General features: G+C 61.2%; 14 protein-coding genes. 3 read left to right on the top strand and 11 right to left on the bottom strand.

The features are described 5' to 3' along the window. The first annotated feature begins 11 nt into the window (after positions 1–11). Together AC2ISB_RS17480 and AC2ISB_RS17475 are read left to right on the top strand one after the other, a co-directional pair. Positions 12–1,829 carry a sensor histidine kinase gene (locus AC2ISB_RS17480; protein WP_486577287.1) on the top strand — a complete coding sequence of 606 codons (1,818 nt, stop codon included), beginning with the start codon at positions 12–14 and terminating at the stop codon, positions 1,827–1,829. Next, positions 1,802–2,461 (top strand): response regulator transcription factor, encoded by a 660-nt coding sequence (locus AC2ISB_RS17475; RefSeq protein ID WP_486577147.1) that lies wholly within the window; start codon positions 1,802–1,804, stop codon positions 2,459–2,461. Before AC2ISB_RS17480 ends, AC2ISB_RS17475 begins: the two co-directional genes overlap by 28 nt. A gap of 133 nt (positions 2,462–2,594) precedes the next feature. Here AC2ISB_RS17475 and AC2ISB_RS17470 read toward each other — a convergent pair whose 3' ends face one another. The 9 genes from AC2ISB_RS17470 to AC2ISB_RS17430 all read right to left on the bottom strand — a co-directional run bounded on the left by AC2ISB_RS17470 (position 2,595) and on the right by AC2ISB_RS17430 (position 11,893). Further along, the gene (locus AC2ISB_RS17470; RefSeq protein ID WP_486577146.1) at positions 2,595–3,320 is read right to left on the bottom strand and encodes an amino acid ABC transporter ATP-binding protein; all 726 of its coding nucleotides are present in this window, start codon (positions 3,318–3,320) and stop codon (positions 2,595–2,597) included. Beyond that, a complete protein-coding gene (locus AC2ISB_RS17465) occupies positions 3,301–3,957 on the bottom strand; it encodes an amino acid ABC transporter permease (protein ID WP_330646875.1) in 657 nt (218 codons plus the stop codon). The genes AC2ISB_RS17470 and AC2ISB_RS17465 overlap by 20 nt, the downstream gene beginning before the upstream one ends. Continuing rightward, positions 3,954–4,631, bottom strand: coding sequence for an amino acid ABC transporter permease (locus AC2ISB_RS17460; protein ID WP_330646876.1), 678 nt, complete (start codon positions 4,629–4,631; stop codon positions 3,954–3,956). The genes AC2ISB_RS17465 and AC2ISB_RS17460 overlap by 4 nt, the downstream gene beginning before the upstream one ends. 63 nt (positions 4,632–4,694) lie before the next feature. Beyond that, entirely contained in the window at positions 4,695–5,480 is a 786-nt protein-coding gene (locus AC2ISB_RS17455; RefSeq protein WP_330646877.1) for a transporter substrate-binding domain-containing protein, read from the bottom strand. Positions 5,481–5,493: 13 nt separating this feature from the next. Then, the gene (locus AC2ISB_RS17450; protein WP_330646878.1) at positions 5,494–6,195 is read right to left on the bottom strand and encodes a GntR family transcriptional regulator; all 702 of its coding nucleotides are present in this window, start codon (positions 6,193–6,195) and stop codon (positions 5,494–5,496) included. Between the two features lie 466 nt (positions 6,196–6,661). Then, complete coding sequence (locus AC2ISB_RS17445) at positions 6,662–7,672, bottom strand: substrate-binding domain-containing protein (protein WP_486577144.1); 1,011 nt, start codon at positions 7,670–7,672, stop codon at positions 6,662–6,664. A 66-nt stretch (positions 7,673–7,738) separates the two neighbouring features. Beyond that, complete coding sequence (locus AC2ISB_RS17440; RefSeq protein ID WP_486577143.1) at positions 7,739–8,701, bottom strand: ABC transporter permease; 963 nt, start codon at positions 8,699–8,701, stop codon at positions 7,739–7,741. A gap of 35 nt (positions 8,702–8,736) precedes the next feature. Beyond that, the gene (locus tag AC2ISB_RS17435) at positions 8,737–10,230 is read right to left on the bottom strand and encodes a sugar ABC transporter ATP-binding protein (protein ID WP_486577142.1); all 1,494 of its coding nucleotides are present in this window, start codon (positions 10,228–10,230) and stop codon (positions 8,737–8,739) included. 871 nt (positions 10,231–11,101) lie between these two features. Further along, positions 11,102–11,893: a sulfotransferase family protein gene (locus AC2ISB_RS17430; RefSeq protein WP_486577141.1), complete on the bottom strand. Its 792-nt coding sequence runs from the start codon at positions 11,891–11,893 to the stop codon at positions 11,102–11,104. Between the two features lie 194 nt (positions 11,894–12,087). Here AC2ISB_RS17430 and AC2ISB_RS17425 point away from each other — a divergent pair, with 194 nt between their 5' ends. Further along, the gene (locus AC2ISB_RS17425; RefSeq protein ID WP_486577139.1) at positions 12,088–12,783 is read left to right on the top strand and encodes a YoaK family protein; all 696 of its coding nucleotides are present in this window, start codon (positions 12,088–12,090) and stop codon (positions 12,781–12,783) included. 49 nt (positions 12,784–12,832) lie between these two features. Here the strand turns inward: AC2ISB_RS17425 and AC2ISB_RS17420 are convergent, their stop codons facing one another. Both AC2ISB_RS17420 and AC2ISB_RS17415 read right to left on the bottom strand, forming a co-directional pair. Further along, positions 12,833–13,339, bottom strand: coding sequence for a PRC-barrel domain-containing protein (locus AC2ISB_RS17420; protein WP_330646884.1), 507 nt, complete (start codon positions 13,337–13,339; stop codon positions 12,833–12,835). 214 nt (positions 13,340–13,553) lie between these two features. Next, positions 13,554–14,978 carry a gamma-aminobutyraldehyde dehydrogenase gene (locus tag AC2ISB_RS17415; protein WP_330646885.1) on the bottom strand — a complete coding sequence of 475 codons (1,425 nt, stop codon included), beginning with the start codon at positions 14,976–14,978 and terminating at the stop codon, positions 13,554–13,556. Position 14,979 lies beyond the last annotated feature (1 nt).

The raw sequence follows: 14,979 nt of genomic DNA, 5'->3' as shown, positions 1-14,979 counted from the left end.
ATTCTGTGGGCATGCTTACTGTGCATTCCGCCCTGCGCGGCCTTCTGGCGGCGCTTTTTCTTGTCGTGGCTTTGCCTGCGGCGGCGCAGGATATTCGTGTGGGGGTGCTGGCCTTTCAGGGGGCTGCGCGGGCGCGGCAGGATTTTGCGCCGACCGTGGCGAGACTGGCAAAGGCTCTGCCGCAGGCGGATGTCGTGCTTGTGCCGCTTGATCTGGGGGGGCTGACCAAGGCGGTTGCAGCGGGCCAGCTTGATTTCGTCATTACCAATCCCGGCCATTATCTCACGCTGGAAGCGCGGTTCGGGGTCACCCGTATCGCGACCTTGCAAAGCTTCGACCGCGCTTATCCTACCGATACGGTCGGGTCTGCGGTGATTGTGCGAAACCGTCCCGGACATGCCACCCGTCTGTCCGATCTTGCCTCGGCGCGGCTTGCCGTGGTCAGTACGGAGGCGTTTGGCGGCTGGCAGGTTGCCGCGCAGGAACTGCGCCGCGCAGGCGTCCCCTCTCACCGTCTTGCCGCATTGGTCGAGACAGGCTTCCCGATGAATCATGTGATCACGGCCCTGCGCGAGGGGCGCGCAGATGCTGCGGTGCTGCGGGCCTGTATGCTCGAGGATGAAATCGCGCGGGGGCATATCGGTCGGGCGGAGTTTGCGGTTGTGGGCGCGCGCCAGAGTGCCGGTTTTCCCTGTCAGCTTTCCTCGCGCCTTTATCCCGACTGGCCCTTTGCACGGCTGGCGGGCAGCGATGAACGTCTTGCCAAGACCGTGGCCACCGCCTTGCTGGCCATGCCCGAAACCGCCGGGCAGGCATGGACGGCACCGGAGGATTATACGCCTGTCCATACCCTATTGCGGGCGCTGCATATCGGCCCCTATGCCGCGCTCGATCCGCCGGGGGTGCGGCAGTATCTTCTGGCCCATTGGCAATGGGTGCTTGCGGCTAGTCTGGCGCTGGCGCTGTGGGCGATACACGGGGCGCGGGTCGAGATTCTGGTGCGTCGCCGCACGGCGGAGCTCCGGCGTGAAAGCGCCGAGCGGGAGAAGGCCGAGCGGAGCGCGCAAAAGCACCTTGAGGAACGCAACCAGTATGCGCGGCTGGGGATCGTGGGCGAAATGGCCTCGTCTATCGCGCATGAGTTGAACCAGCCGCTGGCCGCGATTGCCAATTATGCCGAAGGGCTGACCCGCGTCCTCGACCGTGGTCAGCCCGATCCGGCCTTCTTGCGCCACGGCACGCGCGGGATTGCCGGTCAGGCCGAACGCGCGGGGGCCATTCTGCGACGGGTCCGTGGCTTCCTGCATCGTCGTGATGCGCAACGCGGCCCGCTCGACCTGAATGTGGTCCTGCGTGAGGTGGTCGAGTTTTTCACTGCAGCCACGGCACGACACGATATTCCGCTCCGTCTGGAACTGGCCGCGGATCTGCCTGCCGTTCTGGCGGATCGGGTCGAGGTCGAACAGGTGCTGCTCAACCTGTTACAGAACGCGCTGGAGGCCACAGAGGCCGCGCCGCAGGCGACGGGGCCGCGCGATATTGTTCTGGCCACCTGTGTCAGGGGGGGCAAGGTCGTGGTCACGCTCCGCGATCACGGCACGGGGCTGACAGAGGCCGCCGCCGCACAGCTTTTCGACCCGTTTTTCACCACCAAGGCGACAGGGCTCGGGCTTGGTCTGCCGATCTGCCGCACGATTATCGAAAGTCATGGCGGGCGGCTTTGGGCCGAGACCGCAACGGGAGGGGGCGTGAGGATGTGCTTTGTCCTGCCCGCCAGTCTGGCATCACAGGAGGGTCGGCCATGTGCCAGTGCGACAGGGATCCGCTGATTTGGAGTATCGATGATGACGAGGGGTTCCGGCAATCGCTGCGCTTTCTCTTTGCGTCGGTGGGCCATGAAGTGCGGCTTTGGGACAGTGGGCAGGCCTTTCTGGAGGCGCTGCCGGACCTGTTACCGCTGCCGCCTGCGGTGCTGGTGATGGATATACGCATGCCGGGAATGAGCGGGCTGGAACTGCTGCGTCATCTCCGCGCCAGATCCTTCGTGCTGCCGATCCTGATCGTGACGGGGCATGGCGATGTGCAGATGGCGGTCGAGGCGTTGAAGGCGGGCGCGGATGACTTTATCGAAAAGCCTTTCAAGGAACAGCATCTGCTGGATGTGACCGAGCGCGCGTTACGGCTGGCGCCCGCGCGACTGGATGTTCTGGCCGGACAACAGCGGCTGGAGGCGCGGCTGGCCCGCCTGAGCGGGCGGGAACGCGAGGTGCTGGAGGGCATATTGGAGGGCAAGCCCAACAAGGTCATGGCCAGCGACATGGACCTGTCGATCAAGACGATAGAGGTTCATCGCGCGGCCGTCATGAGCAAGATGGCCGCAAGCTCTGTGGCGGGGCTGGCCCATGCAATGGCAAGCCGCCATCGCCCGCATTTCTACGGATGTTTTTCCGCCGCAGAGTAGCCCCCTTCCGGCGGGATCCGGCATCTTGCGCGGGTCATGATGCCCATCCGGCACCGCGCGGCACGATAGAGGCTTTCGGCCGCAATCAGGGGCGCGTGCCTGCAATGCACGGTTTTGTCTGGCCGGAGAGGCTTTAATGCATCCCGATAAAGCTACGCAATTCCGGTGTCTTGGGGTTTGCGAACACCTCCTCGGGGGCACCGATCTCGTGGATGCGACCCTCATGCATGAAGACCAGCCGCGAACAGACATCACGGGCGAAGGCCATCTCGTGGGTGACCATGACAAGGGTCATCCCTTCGGCGGCCAGATCGCGCACCACCTGTAGCACCTCGGCCACCAGTTCGGGATCCAGCGCCGAGGTGACCTCGTCACATAGCAGGGCCATCGGCTCCATTGCCAGCGCCCGTGCAATCGCCACACGCTGTTGCTGTCCGCCGGAAAGCTGGTCGGGATAGGCGTCGAATTTCGTCCCGAGCCCGACGCGCTCCAGCATCCGGCGGGCCATAGCCTCGGCCTCGCTGCGGGACCGTTTTTTCACGACCTGCTGGGCCAGCATCACGTTTTCGCCCGCGGTCTTGTGGGGAAAGAGGTTGAACTGCTGGAAGATCATTCCGACCTTCTGGCGTAGCGCTCTCAGGTGCAGGTCGTCCTGCAGAAGCTGCTCGCCTGCGACGGAAATCGCGCCCTCATTGATGGTTTCAAGCCCGTTGATGCAGCGCAAGAGCGTGGATTTCCCCGACCCCGATTTGCCGATCAGGGCAATGACCTCGCCTTTCTCGATATGCAGGTCGATCCCCTTGAGCACTTCGTTGGTGCCGTAGCTTTTGCGCAGGGCGTCAATGTCGATGAGAGACATTCATCTTCCTTTCAAGGATGCGGGCGCTGAACGAGAGCGGGAAACACAGCGCGAAGTAGATCAGCGCCACCAGACCATAGACGGTAAAGGGCATATAGGTTGCATTGGTCAGCACGGTGCCGGCCTTGGTGACCTCGACAAAGCCGATGATCGAGGTCAGCGCCGTGCCCTTGATCACCTGTACCGAAAAGCCGACGGTCGGCGGGATGGAGATGCGCAATGCCTGCGGCAGGATGATATGGCGCATCTGTTCGACATAGGTCATGCCCAGAGACGCGGAGGCCTCCCACTGTCCTTTCGGGATGGCCTCGACGCAACCGCGCCAGATTTCCACCAGAAAGGCGGCGGTCCATAAGATCAGGGCTGTGGCCGCCGCAACCCAGGGCGAGACCTCGATGCCGACGAGACCCAGACCGAAAAAGGCCAGAAAGAGCTGCATCAGCAGCGGTGTGCCCTGAAACAGTTCCGTATACAGGTGGATCATCCGGCGCAGCATGGCGAATTTGCCGATGCGGCCGAACAGCAGGATAACCCCCAACAGGCCGCCACCGATAAAGGACACAAGCGACAGCAGGATCGTCCAGCGGGTGGCAAGAAGAAGCTGCCAGAAAATATCCGTGAGGGTGAACTGGATCATCGGGCGGCCCTCCGGCGGGTGGCGAAGATGCGATGGCCGATCTGCATCAGGATCAGGCGTAAGGTTATGGCCAGCGCCAGATAGATGGCGGTGGACACGAAATAGGCCTCGAAGGCACGGAAGCTGCGTGATTGGGCGAAATTCGCGGCATAGGTCAGGTCTTCGACAGCAATCTGGCTGACCACGGAAGAGCCCAGCATCACGATCACCACCTGACTTGCCAGTGCGGGCCAGATCTTCTGCAATGCGGGCACCAGAACGATATGGCGGAAGGTCTGGACAGGGCTCATGGCCAGCGAGGCCCCTGCCTCGAACTGCCCCTTGGCCACGCCATTGATCCCGGCACGGATGATTTCGGCGCTATAGGCACCCAGATTGATCACCATCGCCAGCATTGCGGCCACAACCTCGTTCATCTGTATGCCGATCGCAGGCAGGCCGAAGAAGATGAAAAACAGCTGGATCAGGAAGGGTGTGTTGCGGATCAGTTCGACATAGATGGCAACACAGGCCCCAAGGCCGCGCGGCCCCGAGCTGCGGGCCCATGCGCAAAAGATGCCGAGCGCGATGCCGACCGTGCCGCCCACGGCAATCAGCTGGACGGTCATCCAGACGCCCGACACGAAGACCGGCCAATAGGTGGCCAGCCAGTCGAAGTTGAAGTGATAGGTCATGAGGAGGTCCGTCAGCGGAAGGGGGCCTCCGCGCAAGAGGCGCGCGGAGGGGCGGTCTGTGCGTTACAGATCGGCAGGCAGATCCATGCCCAGCCATTTCTCGCTGATCGCGTTCAGCGAGCCGTCTGTCTTGGCGGCGGCGATGATATCATCGACCTTGGCCAGAAGCGCAGGCTCGTTCTTGTTCAGACCGATATAGCAGGGCGAATTCTTGATGAGGAATTTCATCTCGGGCTTTTTCGGTGGATTGCGCTCCAGAATAGCGGCAGCCACGACATTGCCGGTGGCAATCGCGTCGACCTGTCCCGACAGGAAGGCCGAGATTGTGCCGTTATTGTCCTCGTAGCGCTTGATCGTGGCCTCCGGGGGCGCGATCTTCGACAGCTCGAGATCCTCGATGGCACCACGGGTGACGCCGACGACCTTGCCCGAAAGATCATCGGCAGAGGCAATCGCCAGATCGGCAGGGGCAAAGACACCGTTATAGAACGGGGCATAGGCGGTCGAGAAATCGATCACGGCCTCGCGCTCGGCGTTTTTGCCCATGGAGGAGATCACCAGATCGACCTTGCCGGTCTGGAGATAGGGGATACGGTTGGCCGAGGTGACCGGCACCAACTCCAGTTTGACGCCCAGCTTCTGGGCGATCAGCGCGGCCATATCGATATCATAGCCCGCCGGTTTCATATCCAGCCCGACCGACCCGAAGGGCGGGAAATCCTGCGGCACGGCCACGCGCAGCGTTCCGGCTTTTTCAATATCGGCAAGCCCGTCGGCGCTGGCAAGTTGCGGGGCGGTGGCCAGTGTCAGGCAAGCGGTAACGGCCAGTAGGAGGCGTCTGGTAATCATAACTTTGGGTTCCCTATTGGAGGATGCCGATTGGTTGATTGTTCCCATCGTCTCCGGCATCGAGACGTAGGGTAGAGCGGAGCGCCGCCAGCGGCGTGGGCGCGATGTCGATGGCCAGCCCCTTCTCGACATCTTCAAGATGCTCGAAGGACAGACGGGCGGCGTCTTTCATCCGGCCCGCACAAAGGGCGTCATGGATGGCGACATGGTCATCATGGCTGGCCAGTGCATTTTGCGAGGACTGGTAACGCAGCGAGATCAGGATGGTACGGGCCGTCAGGTCACGCATGATTTCGGTCAGCGCCTCGTTGCCGGATTGCGCGATGATGCGGACATGGAAATCGCCCATCAGATAGGTCAGTTGTGCCTTGTCGCCTGCGGCGATGGCTTGGCGTTCCTCGGCGATATGGGCGCGGATGGGAGCCAGTTGTTCGGGGGTGAAGCTGGGGGCCGTGTCGAGATAGCCATATTCCAGACAGCGCCGCGCCGCAAAGACCTGCGCGGCCTCCTCCGCGTCGGGAATATTGACAAACCACCCCTTGCGCGGGCGGGAGGCGATGATGTGGCGCGCTTCCAGACGTTGCAGAGCTTCACGGATTTTGGTGCGCGAAACGGCAAAAGCTTCGGCCAGCTCGTTTTCGGAGAGGCGGCTTCCGGGGGGCAGGCGCCCCTCGATGATAGCGGTCAGGATTGTGGTTTCTATTCCCGTCGGCACGCTGGTCGATCACCTTGTTGTCCAATCTTGTATACCACAGAGGACGACCGGAACCGGGAGGCAACCGAAAGAGGCCCGTAGCCTGTGGTTTTGCAAGGCGGGGCGGGAGACGCCTAAATTATCATCATTATTGCGCCCCATCTGCCGCCCCTAGGAGCGAAAAGGAAAGGCGCTGAGACGCGGGGGAGGGCCGCAGGGCTGATTGGAAAAGCGGCAGGTACGGAGGGCGAATGCGATGGGGGCGTTCTTCGTTCCGAAACAGGGATGGGCGGGAAGCGCGAAGAATCCGGCCTTATGCGGCCATGCCAGAGGCAGTCTTGGCCGCGCATTCTGGGGCATTAAAAAACGACAGAAGGCGCCCCGTCGCGGGAAGGGGCGAGATGCGGCGCACAGGAGCGCCGCATCTTGAGGGATGCGAAGATGCTCCGCCCGTAGGGGCCGGTGCATCCTTGAGGTGCGAAGGGGGTTACTCTGCCAGCACTGTGTCGACATTCTCGCGGGTGACGGGCAGCCAGGGGACATAGTAGTGCTGGCTGGTGCCGTCTTCCCACGCAAGGCTGCCGCCATTGACATCCCACACCTTCGCCGCGGGGGTGTAGGAGGCGCCTGACAGCTTGCGCAGCGCAAGATCCACCGCACCCTGCGCCTGACCATGCGCGTCTTGCAGGATCGACATTGCCTGATCGCCGTTCTTCACCGCCTGAAGCGCATCATGAATCCCGTCGACCCCGGCGACCGGCAGGCTTTGGGGATCAAGGCCATAGCTGCGGATGGCTTCGATCGCCCCGACCGCCATCTCGTCATTTTCGGCCAGCACCCCTTGGATATCATTGCCATGCGATGTCAGCAGGTTTTCCATAAGGGTGATCGCCTCGGCGCGCGACCAATTCGCGGAATTCTGCCCGATGACCGTCACACCGGGGTTTGCGGCCAGAACATTCTGGATCCCCTGAAGGCGCTGGACCTGTGCCGATTGTCCGATCATGCCTTCCAGTATGACCACTTTCGCCTCGGGGCCTGCCCGCGCGATGATCGCCTTCGCGAGCAGCTCTCCCGCCTCGACATCGTTCGAATTGATGTAGGCATCATAAAGGGACGTATTCGACACGACGGTGTTCGAGCCGAAAACAGGAATACCTGCCGCCTTGGCGCGCTCGATCGGATCATTGCCCGCATCGATATCCACCGGAATGAAGATGATGGCATCGTATTTTTCGGTGATCACGGTATCGAAGAGGTTCGATTGTGTCAGCATGTCCTGCCGCCCGTCGAGGATCGTCAGTTCGGCCTGACCTGCCTTGAAGGCGGGATGCGCCTTGGCCGCATCCGCCCAGAGCACGTTATATTCCGTGTTCAGGCTCTGGACGATGGCGGCAATCCGCAGCGGTTTGGTCTGGGCCATGACCCGCCCCCCCATCGCGCCCATCGCCAGTAGCCCGACGCCTGATGCCAGAAGCTGGCGTTTGTTCATTTTCATGGGATTTTCCTCCTCCCTTGCGGCCGTGGCCGCGCTCCTTGGTAAGATGCAAGATCGGGGCCGCGCTCAGCTATGGCGGGACCGTGACCGGTCGATCATGACAGAGAGAACAATGATCGAGCCCTTGATGATTTGCTGGTAGTAGGACGACACCCCCAGCAGATCGAGGCCGTTGCTGATCACCCCGATCATCAGGACACCGATCAATGTATAGCCAATCCGGCCAACCCCTCCGGTCAGGCTGGTGCCGCCGATGACGACGGCTGCGATGGCGTCCAGCTCGTATCCCAGACCGGCTTGGGGCAGGGCCGCCGTCGTGCGCGCGGTCAGCATGACCCCCGCAAGACCGGCAAGCGCGCCCATGATCACATAGACGGAAAATACGATACGCGCCGGATTGATGCCGCTGGTTCGCGCGCTTTTGGGGTTGCCCCCGACCGCATAGATCCGGCGTCCGTAGACCGTATATCGCAGTACGAAAGCCGCGATGGCAAAGACGATCGCGAAAAGGATGACCGGCACCGGAATGCCGGCAACCACGCCTTGCCCCAGCCAGCGGAACTCTCCGCTGAGATTGGCGACGGGGCGTCCGCCACTATAAAGCAGTGTCGCACCACGCGCGACGCTCAGCATCCCGAGTGTCACCACAAAAGCCGGAACCGCGAAACGGGCGATGAGCACGCCATTGAGTGCACCGCAGGCCATGCCGGTCGCGGTGCCCGCGAGAACCGCGAGGACGGGGTTCATGGGGGCGCTTCCTGTCACCAGGCTGGCGGCCACCGCGCCGCTGAGAGCCAAGATCGCCCCGATCGAGAGGTCGATCCCCGCGGTCAGGATGACGAATGTCATACCGACCGCGAGCACCCCGTTGATCGAGACCTGACGCAAGACATTGAAAAGATTGTTTGGCGAAAGGAAGTTTGGCGAAATGATCGCCAAGGTGACGAGCAGTATGATGAACGAGAGTACGATCCCGTAACGGGTCAGAATGCTGCCCAGACTGACGGTCTGCATTGGACTTTGTGACATCCTCATGATCTTCTCCTCCTAGAGATTAGGTCAGCTCACGAGGCCAGATGGACGAGGGTTTCCTGCGTGGCGTCCTGTGCCCGCACCTCTCCGGCGATCCGGCCCTTGCGAAAAACAACGATCCGGTCGGCATTGGCCAGAATCTCGGGAATTTCGGACGAGATCATCAGGACGCATTTTCCCGCCTTCACGAACGCGTCGAGAAACGCATAGATCTCGCGCTTGGCCCCTTCATCCACGCCTCGGGTGGGTTCGTCGCAGATCAGGATACGCGGGTCTGTTTCAAGACAGCGCGCAAGAACCACCTTTTGCTGGTTGCCGCCGCTCAGGAACTGTACGGGGATTTCAGGCGAGGCGGCTTTGATGGAAAAACGCGCCATATGCGCCTTGACGCTCTGCGTCTCGCGCGCCTCATCCATGACCCCGGCTTTCGCATATGCCTCAAGGTTGGCGACGGTGATGTTATGGGCAACCGACGCTGTCAGGGAAAGACCTGTCTGTTTGCGGTCTTCGGTGACAAGCGAGATCCCTGCCGCGATAGACCGCGCGGGCGCGTTTGCGGCAATGGGTATGCCACCGACACAGACCTCGCCCGTGTCACGCGGTTCGGTCCCATAAAGCGCATTGACAAATTCCGACCGTCCCGAGCCAAGCAGGCCATAGATGCCCACGATCTCGCCCGGATGGACCTGAAGGCTGATGTCTTCGAATTTTCCCGCAGAACTCATGTTTTTGGCATCCAGCAGAGCGGGAGAAGTGTCGAAATCGCGCGGGCTACGACGATGCTCCAGCAGGTCGCGCCCGACGATATGGCGTATCAGCGCCTGCCGGTCGATATCGGCTATAGCACCGCTTTCGACAAAAGCCCCATCACGGAAGACGGTGTAATCATCGGAAATCTCGAAGATTTCTGTCAGCCTGTGGGATACGTAGATAATGCCGACGCCGTCTGTCGTCAGCCCTCTGATCGCGTCGAACAGCATCTGGGTTTCGCGCTCGCCAATGGCCGAGGTCGGCTCGTCCATGATCAGGATCTTGCTGCGGCGGCTGATCGCTTTGGCGATTTCGACAAGTTGGGCCTGTGCGACCGACAGATCACGCAGGCGGGCGGTTGGCGGAATGTCGAACCGGAGACGTGTCATCAGCGCCTCTGCATCCTCGATCATGCGCCGATCATCCACCAAGAGACCCGCGCGGCGCGGCTCGCGACCGAGATAGAGGTTCTCGGCGACGGTCATGTCCTGAAAGGGGCTGAGTTCCTGTGTGATGATGGCAATTCCCGCCTCCAGCGCCTCGGAGGGCGCATGGAAATCCACCGGTTTCCCGTCCACATGGATCTGTCCCGTGTCGCGGCGCAACTGCCCCGTCAGGATGTTGAGAAAGGTTGATTTCCCCGCGCCATTGCCGCCGCATAGCGCGTTTACCGTGCCTGCGCGAAGCTGGATCGCCCCGTTGCGCAGCGCGGTGACATGACCAAAACTCTTCGCGACGTCTTGCGCCGAAAGTAGGGCGGCTTGTGAGCCCACCATTGCAATCTCCTCCTCCATTTGCGCCATCTGCTATGCGGCGCTCTCCTCCGACAGGTCGCCTCCTCCAAGGCGTGACAGGTCTGGTCGATCTCCGTGTCCGATACAGACGCGCATCGAGAGGCGTGACGGGCCTTGATGCGGGATCAGGAGCTTGTGCGTGCTCCTCCATCTGTATATTTGTTGCATTTAGATGCGAATATTCGGTTTTATTGCAGGATCGCGTGTCGAAAAGCGGTTTTCGGGCCACTGCCTACCGGATGCGTCGGGGGTGATTGCCCGTTGAGACATCCGCATATCTCCGGCTTGGTTTCCCGCAGTCTGTCCGGTCATGCGAAAGGCTTGTTGTGTGAGCGGCTGGCTGTCACAGGGTTATGATCGGATGCCAGCGCGCAAGGCCTGCGTGACGTTTCCGGTTTGCTGTGCCGTGGTGTGGTGCGCGCCTGCGGGCCTATAAATCGCGCGTTTTCGTTTGAAATATACGGGCCCCGCCGGTTGTCTGCCGAGGCTGCGATTTTCTGGCGGCAGATCCTCTGTCAACCGGCCCGCATGCCTGCGGTCCGTCATGGCCTTGTCGGCTGCCACGATGCGCGGCGCCGGTATATGACTGCTGGTCCGGGGCGTTTCGTGATCTTCAAGACGTCGCATAATCGCTCTCTCCCTAATAGCGATTCCAACCTCATATTTGTGTTTTTAGGAAACAAATGTGAGGTTGGCAAGCGGTTTGCGATTGGCCAGCCGATATTCTGCACCTGCCGCCAAGGCGGTGCTATCAGCTTTGGTGACAGTGTTGGGCATGCTTTGGGGGGATGCTCTGGCGGTCAGACCCTTGGGGCGCGACCTCACTGAACGGGCGAAGGCGTTCTATGAGGCCCTAGCGGTCATGCATCGGATCGGTGTAACCGCTTTCCAGCCATCCCGAGAGGTCCAGCCCTGTGAGGTCCGCCGTGCGGATGATGTCGCGCCGGAACCGTTTGTTGAGCTTGGTGATTGTCGCGGCATCCTGCATGGGCACATGACGCGCATCCACCGGCACGATGTATTTCTTTTGCGCGGGCAGGGTATCACTGTAAGAGGTGTCGATCCCGAGGAAAGCACAGACGCGCCGCAGCGTGTCTTGCTCATCTGTCCAGAGTTGGTCGGTGGTCAGAAACAGCAGTTGCTCGCGCGGAAAAACCGTCAGCAGCCGCCGGATCTGCGGGGCATAACAGGACCGCTCCACATAAGAGAAAACGCGATGCACACCGCCTTTGGCGAACCTGACGCGGCATCGTCCGATCAGCGATACGGCGCGGCTGAAGGAATAGGTTTCCTGAGCGCGGGCGCGCTCCATTTTCCATGCCGAGAGCGCGCGATAGGTGGGGTGGCGCAAAATGAAAATGAGACGGGCCTCGGGATTATAGCGATGGATGCGCTTGATCGCCTCGGGCCAGTAGAGATAGATCGGCGTGGCTTCCCCGAACAGTTTGGGCTGGCGGAGATCGAAATGGGCATGCAGATCGTCATAGGGCGGGGCCTGCCAGTCGATATCCTCACGGTCGAAAAAATGGATCTCTTTCTGTTTGGAAAAGGCCAGATCGGGGTGCTTGAGCAGCTTCGCCCGCAAAGCTGTCGTGCCGCCCTTCTGGGTGCCGGCTATGAAAAAATCCACTTGTCTGTCTGGCATCGCTCGGCTCTTGTCGGTGTCATCAGGCGCGGAATCTGAATATTCGCAGCCTGCGATATATAACAAGTCGTATCCGGTCGATCCGTCGTATAAAGTTGCAAACCGTGGCGGAAAGTCTCGGGCAGGGGGGCCGCCTGCGCCACAGGAGCTGCCCCAAGGCTTTGCGGATGGTCCATGTTTTGAACGGGGGCGCTATGCTCATTCGTGTGGGTGACGAGAGGACCGATACTCTCAATATTGTACTGGCCGGGTTCCTGTCCTCGATCGCGGGCGGATTGAACGCCGTGGGTTTCCTGATCCTGGGCACCTTCACCGCGAATATGACGGGCAATGTCTCGATGATGGCGGATGATCTGGCCGATGGACGGGTGGGGGTCGGGCTTTCACTTGCGGGGCTTGTGATCGCCTTTATCGCGGGTGCCTGCGCGGCGGCGGTGATGGTCAATCTGGGCGAGCGCCGCCGGATGCGCATGGTCTATGCGCTGGCCATCGGTGTGGAAGGGCTTGTGGTGCTGGTATTGGGGGCGGGCCTACTGTGTGGTGGCGCGGGGTCGGCGGCAGCGCTTGTCGGTTTAAGCGTCGTCATGGGGGGGCAGAACGCGGTCACCACGATGATCTCGCGTTCGAAAGTGCGCACCACCCATGTTTCGGGCATGGCAACCGATATCGGCATCGAACTGGCCGCGCTGATTGGGCCAAAGCCGTTACGCGGCGATGCCCTGCCCAAGCTGCACCTGCATAGTGTGACGCTTGCGGCCTTCGCGTCGGGCGGTATTCTCGGGGCGCTGCTGTTCGATCTTTGCGGGGCGTGGCTCTTTGTGCTGGCGGGAGTGTCCTTGATGGGGATCTCGTTGGCCGAGATCTGCTGGGCACGGAAATATGTGCCATAGACAAAGGGGCCGGAAGACCGGCCCCTGTAGAGTTTGATCGCGGCTCTGATTAGTTCCAGAAGCCTTCGTCAACATCTTTCGCGTCTTTCAGCTGATCCTCGGTCTGCGAGGTCACAACCACATATTTACCGTCATCGATCGGGACCAGATGGGTTGCATCAACCGGAATGACCACATGTTTGTCACCGATATCGAGGAAGCCACCGACTTCTGCCACCACACCGACCATCTTGCCCTCGGGCGACAGGACGATGTCCTCGATCTCGCCGATATCGTCAAAACCGTCGCCATTCCAGTCCGAAGACACGGCGTTCCAGTCCATCGTGTCCCAGGTTTTGCCACTGTCTTTGGCGATGGTGTAAATGTCGCCACCGGTGATGTCGCGCGCACGGATCAGATTGGTCGAATCCGACATATCGAGACCATTCGCCGTGGCTTGGGTGGCCATTTTGGCGGGTGCCGCGGTGTCTGCGGTAGCATTCGCATTGGTGTCTTCTGCATAAGCTGCGCCAGTAGCCAGAGCCAGTGCGACGGCGGTGGTGGTCAGAAATTTCATAATGTTTTCCTCCGTTTGTTCACTGCATGCCCAACGGTTAAGCAATAAATCTGTTCCATGGTTTTTGTAAAAAATCTTATGAATTTTCGAAAAGGCGATCATCGGGGCGGATTTTGCGAGAGCAAGTGCGGCGCCGCGGGGTGGAGGAAAGCAGAAGCCCCCCGCCTGTCTTGCGACGGGCGGGGGGCTGGGCCGGATCGCCGGCGAAACGGGTTTAATGGGCGATCATCACATGGCGCACGGTGGAATAGTCTTCCAGAGCATAGGACGACATATCCTTGCCATAGCCCGACTGTTTCATCCCGCCATGCGGCATCTCGTTGGTCAGCATGAAATGGGTGTTCACCCAAGTGCAGCCATATTGCAGGCGGGAGGCCACCTGCATGCCCTTGGAGATATCTTTCGTCCAGACGGAAGAGGCCAGCCCGTAATCGCTGTCATTGGCCCAGCCGACCGCCTCTTCGGGCGCATCGAAGGGCGTGACCGACACGACAGGGCCGAACACCTCGCGGCGCACGATCTCGTCGGTCTGCAAGGCACCTGCGACGACGGTGGGTTTGTAGTAAAACCCCGGACCCTCGGGAATGTCGCCGCCAGCGGTGATCTCGATATGGTTGGCCTCGCGGGCGCGGGCCACGAAGCTGGCGACACGGTCGCGCTGGCGCAGGGAAATCAGCGGGCCGATCTCGTTGCGGCTGTCATCTTCATGGCCGAAGGGGATCTCCGCGACGGTCTGGGTCAGGTCGGCCACGAAACGGTCATAGATCCCGCGCTGGACATAGATGCGGCAGGCGGCGGTGCAATCCTGACCGGCATTATAGAAGCTGAACGCCCGCAGCCCCGCGACCGTCGCCTCGATATCGGCGTCGTCGAAGACAATCACCGGAGCCTTGCCGCCCAGCTCCAGATGGGTGCGTTTGATGGTCTTGTTGGCGGCTTCCAGAATTTTGCGGCCTGTGGCGATATCGCCTGTAATCGAGATCATCGCCACTTTCGGATGGTTGATCAGCGCCGAGCCAACCGTTTCGCCACGCCCGAGAATGATATTCACCACCCCTTCGGGCAGGATGTCCGCGAAGATCCTGGCCATCGCCAAAGCCGTCAGCGGCGTTTGTTCCGAGGGTTTGAACACCACCGTATTGCCCGCGCCGATCGCAGGGGCGATTTTCCACGCCATCATCATCAGCGGATAGTTCCACGGCGCGATCGAGGCCACGATGCCGATGGGATCGCGGCGGATCATGGAGGTGTGCCCTGCAAGATACTCGCCCGCCACAGGCCCCGTCATGCAGCGCACCGCCCCTGCAAAAAAGCGGAAACAGTCGATGATGGCGGGCAGCTCGTCATTCAGTGCCAGCGGGCCGGGCTTGCCGCAATTCAGGGCCTCCAGACCGGCCAGCGTTTCGGCCTCGGCCTCGATGCGTTCGGCAATTTTCAACAGGTAGCCCGAACGTTCTGCCGGTGTGGTGCGCGACCAGCCCGCAAAGGCGGTTTCGGCGGCGCTGACGGCCTCTTCGACCTGTTGCAGCGAGGCTTCCGGCAGGGTGGTGATCACCTCGCCCGTGCGCGGATTGAGGATCTGCTCTTCGGTTTCGGTGCCAGCCACAAGGCGGGCGCCGATCAGCATCTGCTTATCCATG

The organism is Thioclava sp. NS-SX20 (assembly GCF_057380695.1).
Note: the sequence above shows the minus strand (reverse complement) of the source record. Positions and strands in the feature narration are given on the sequence as shown.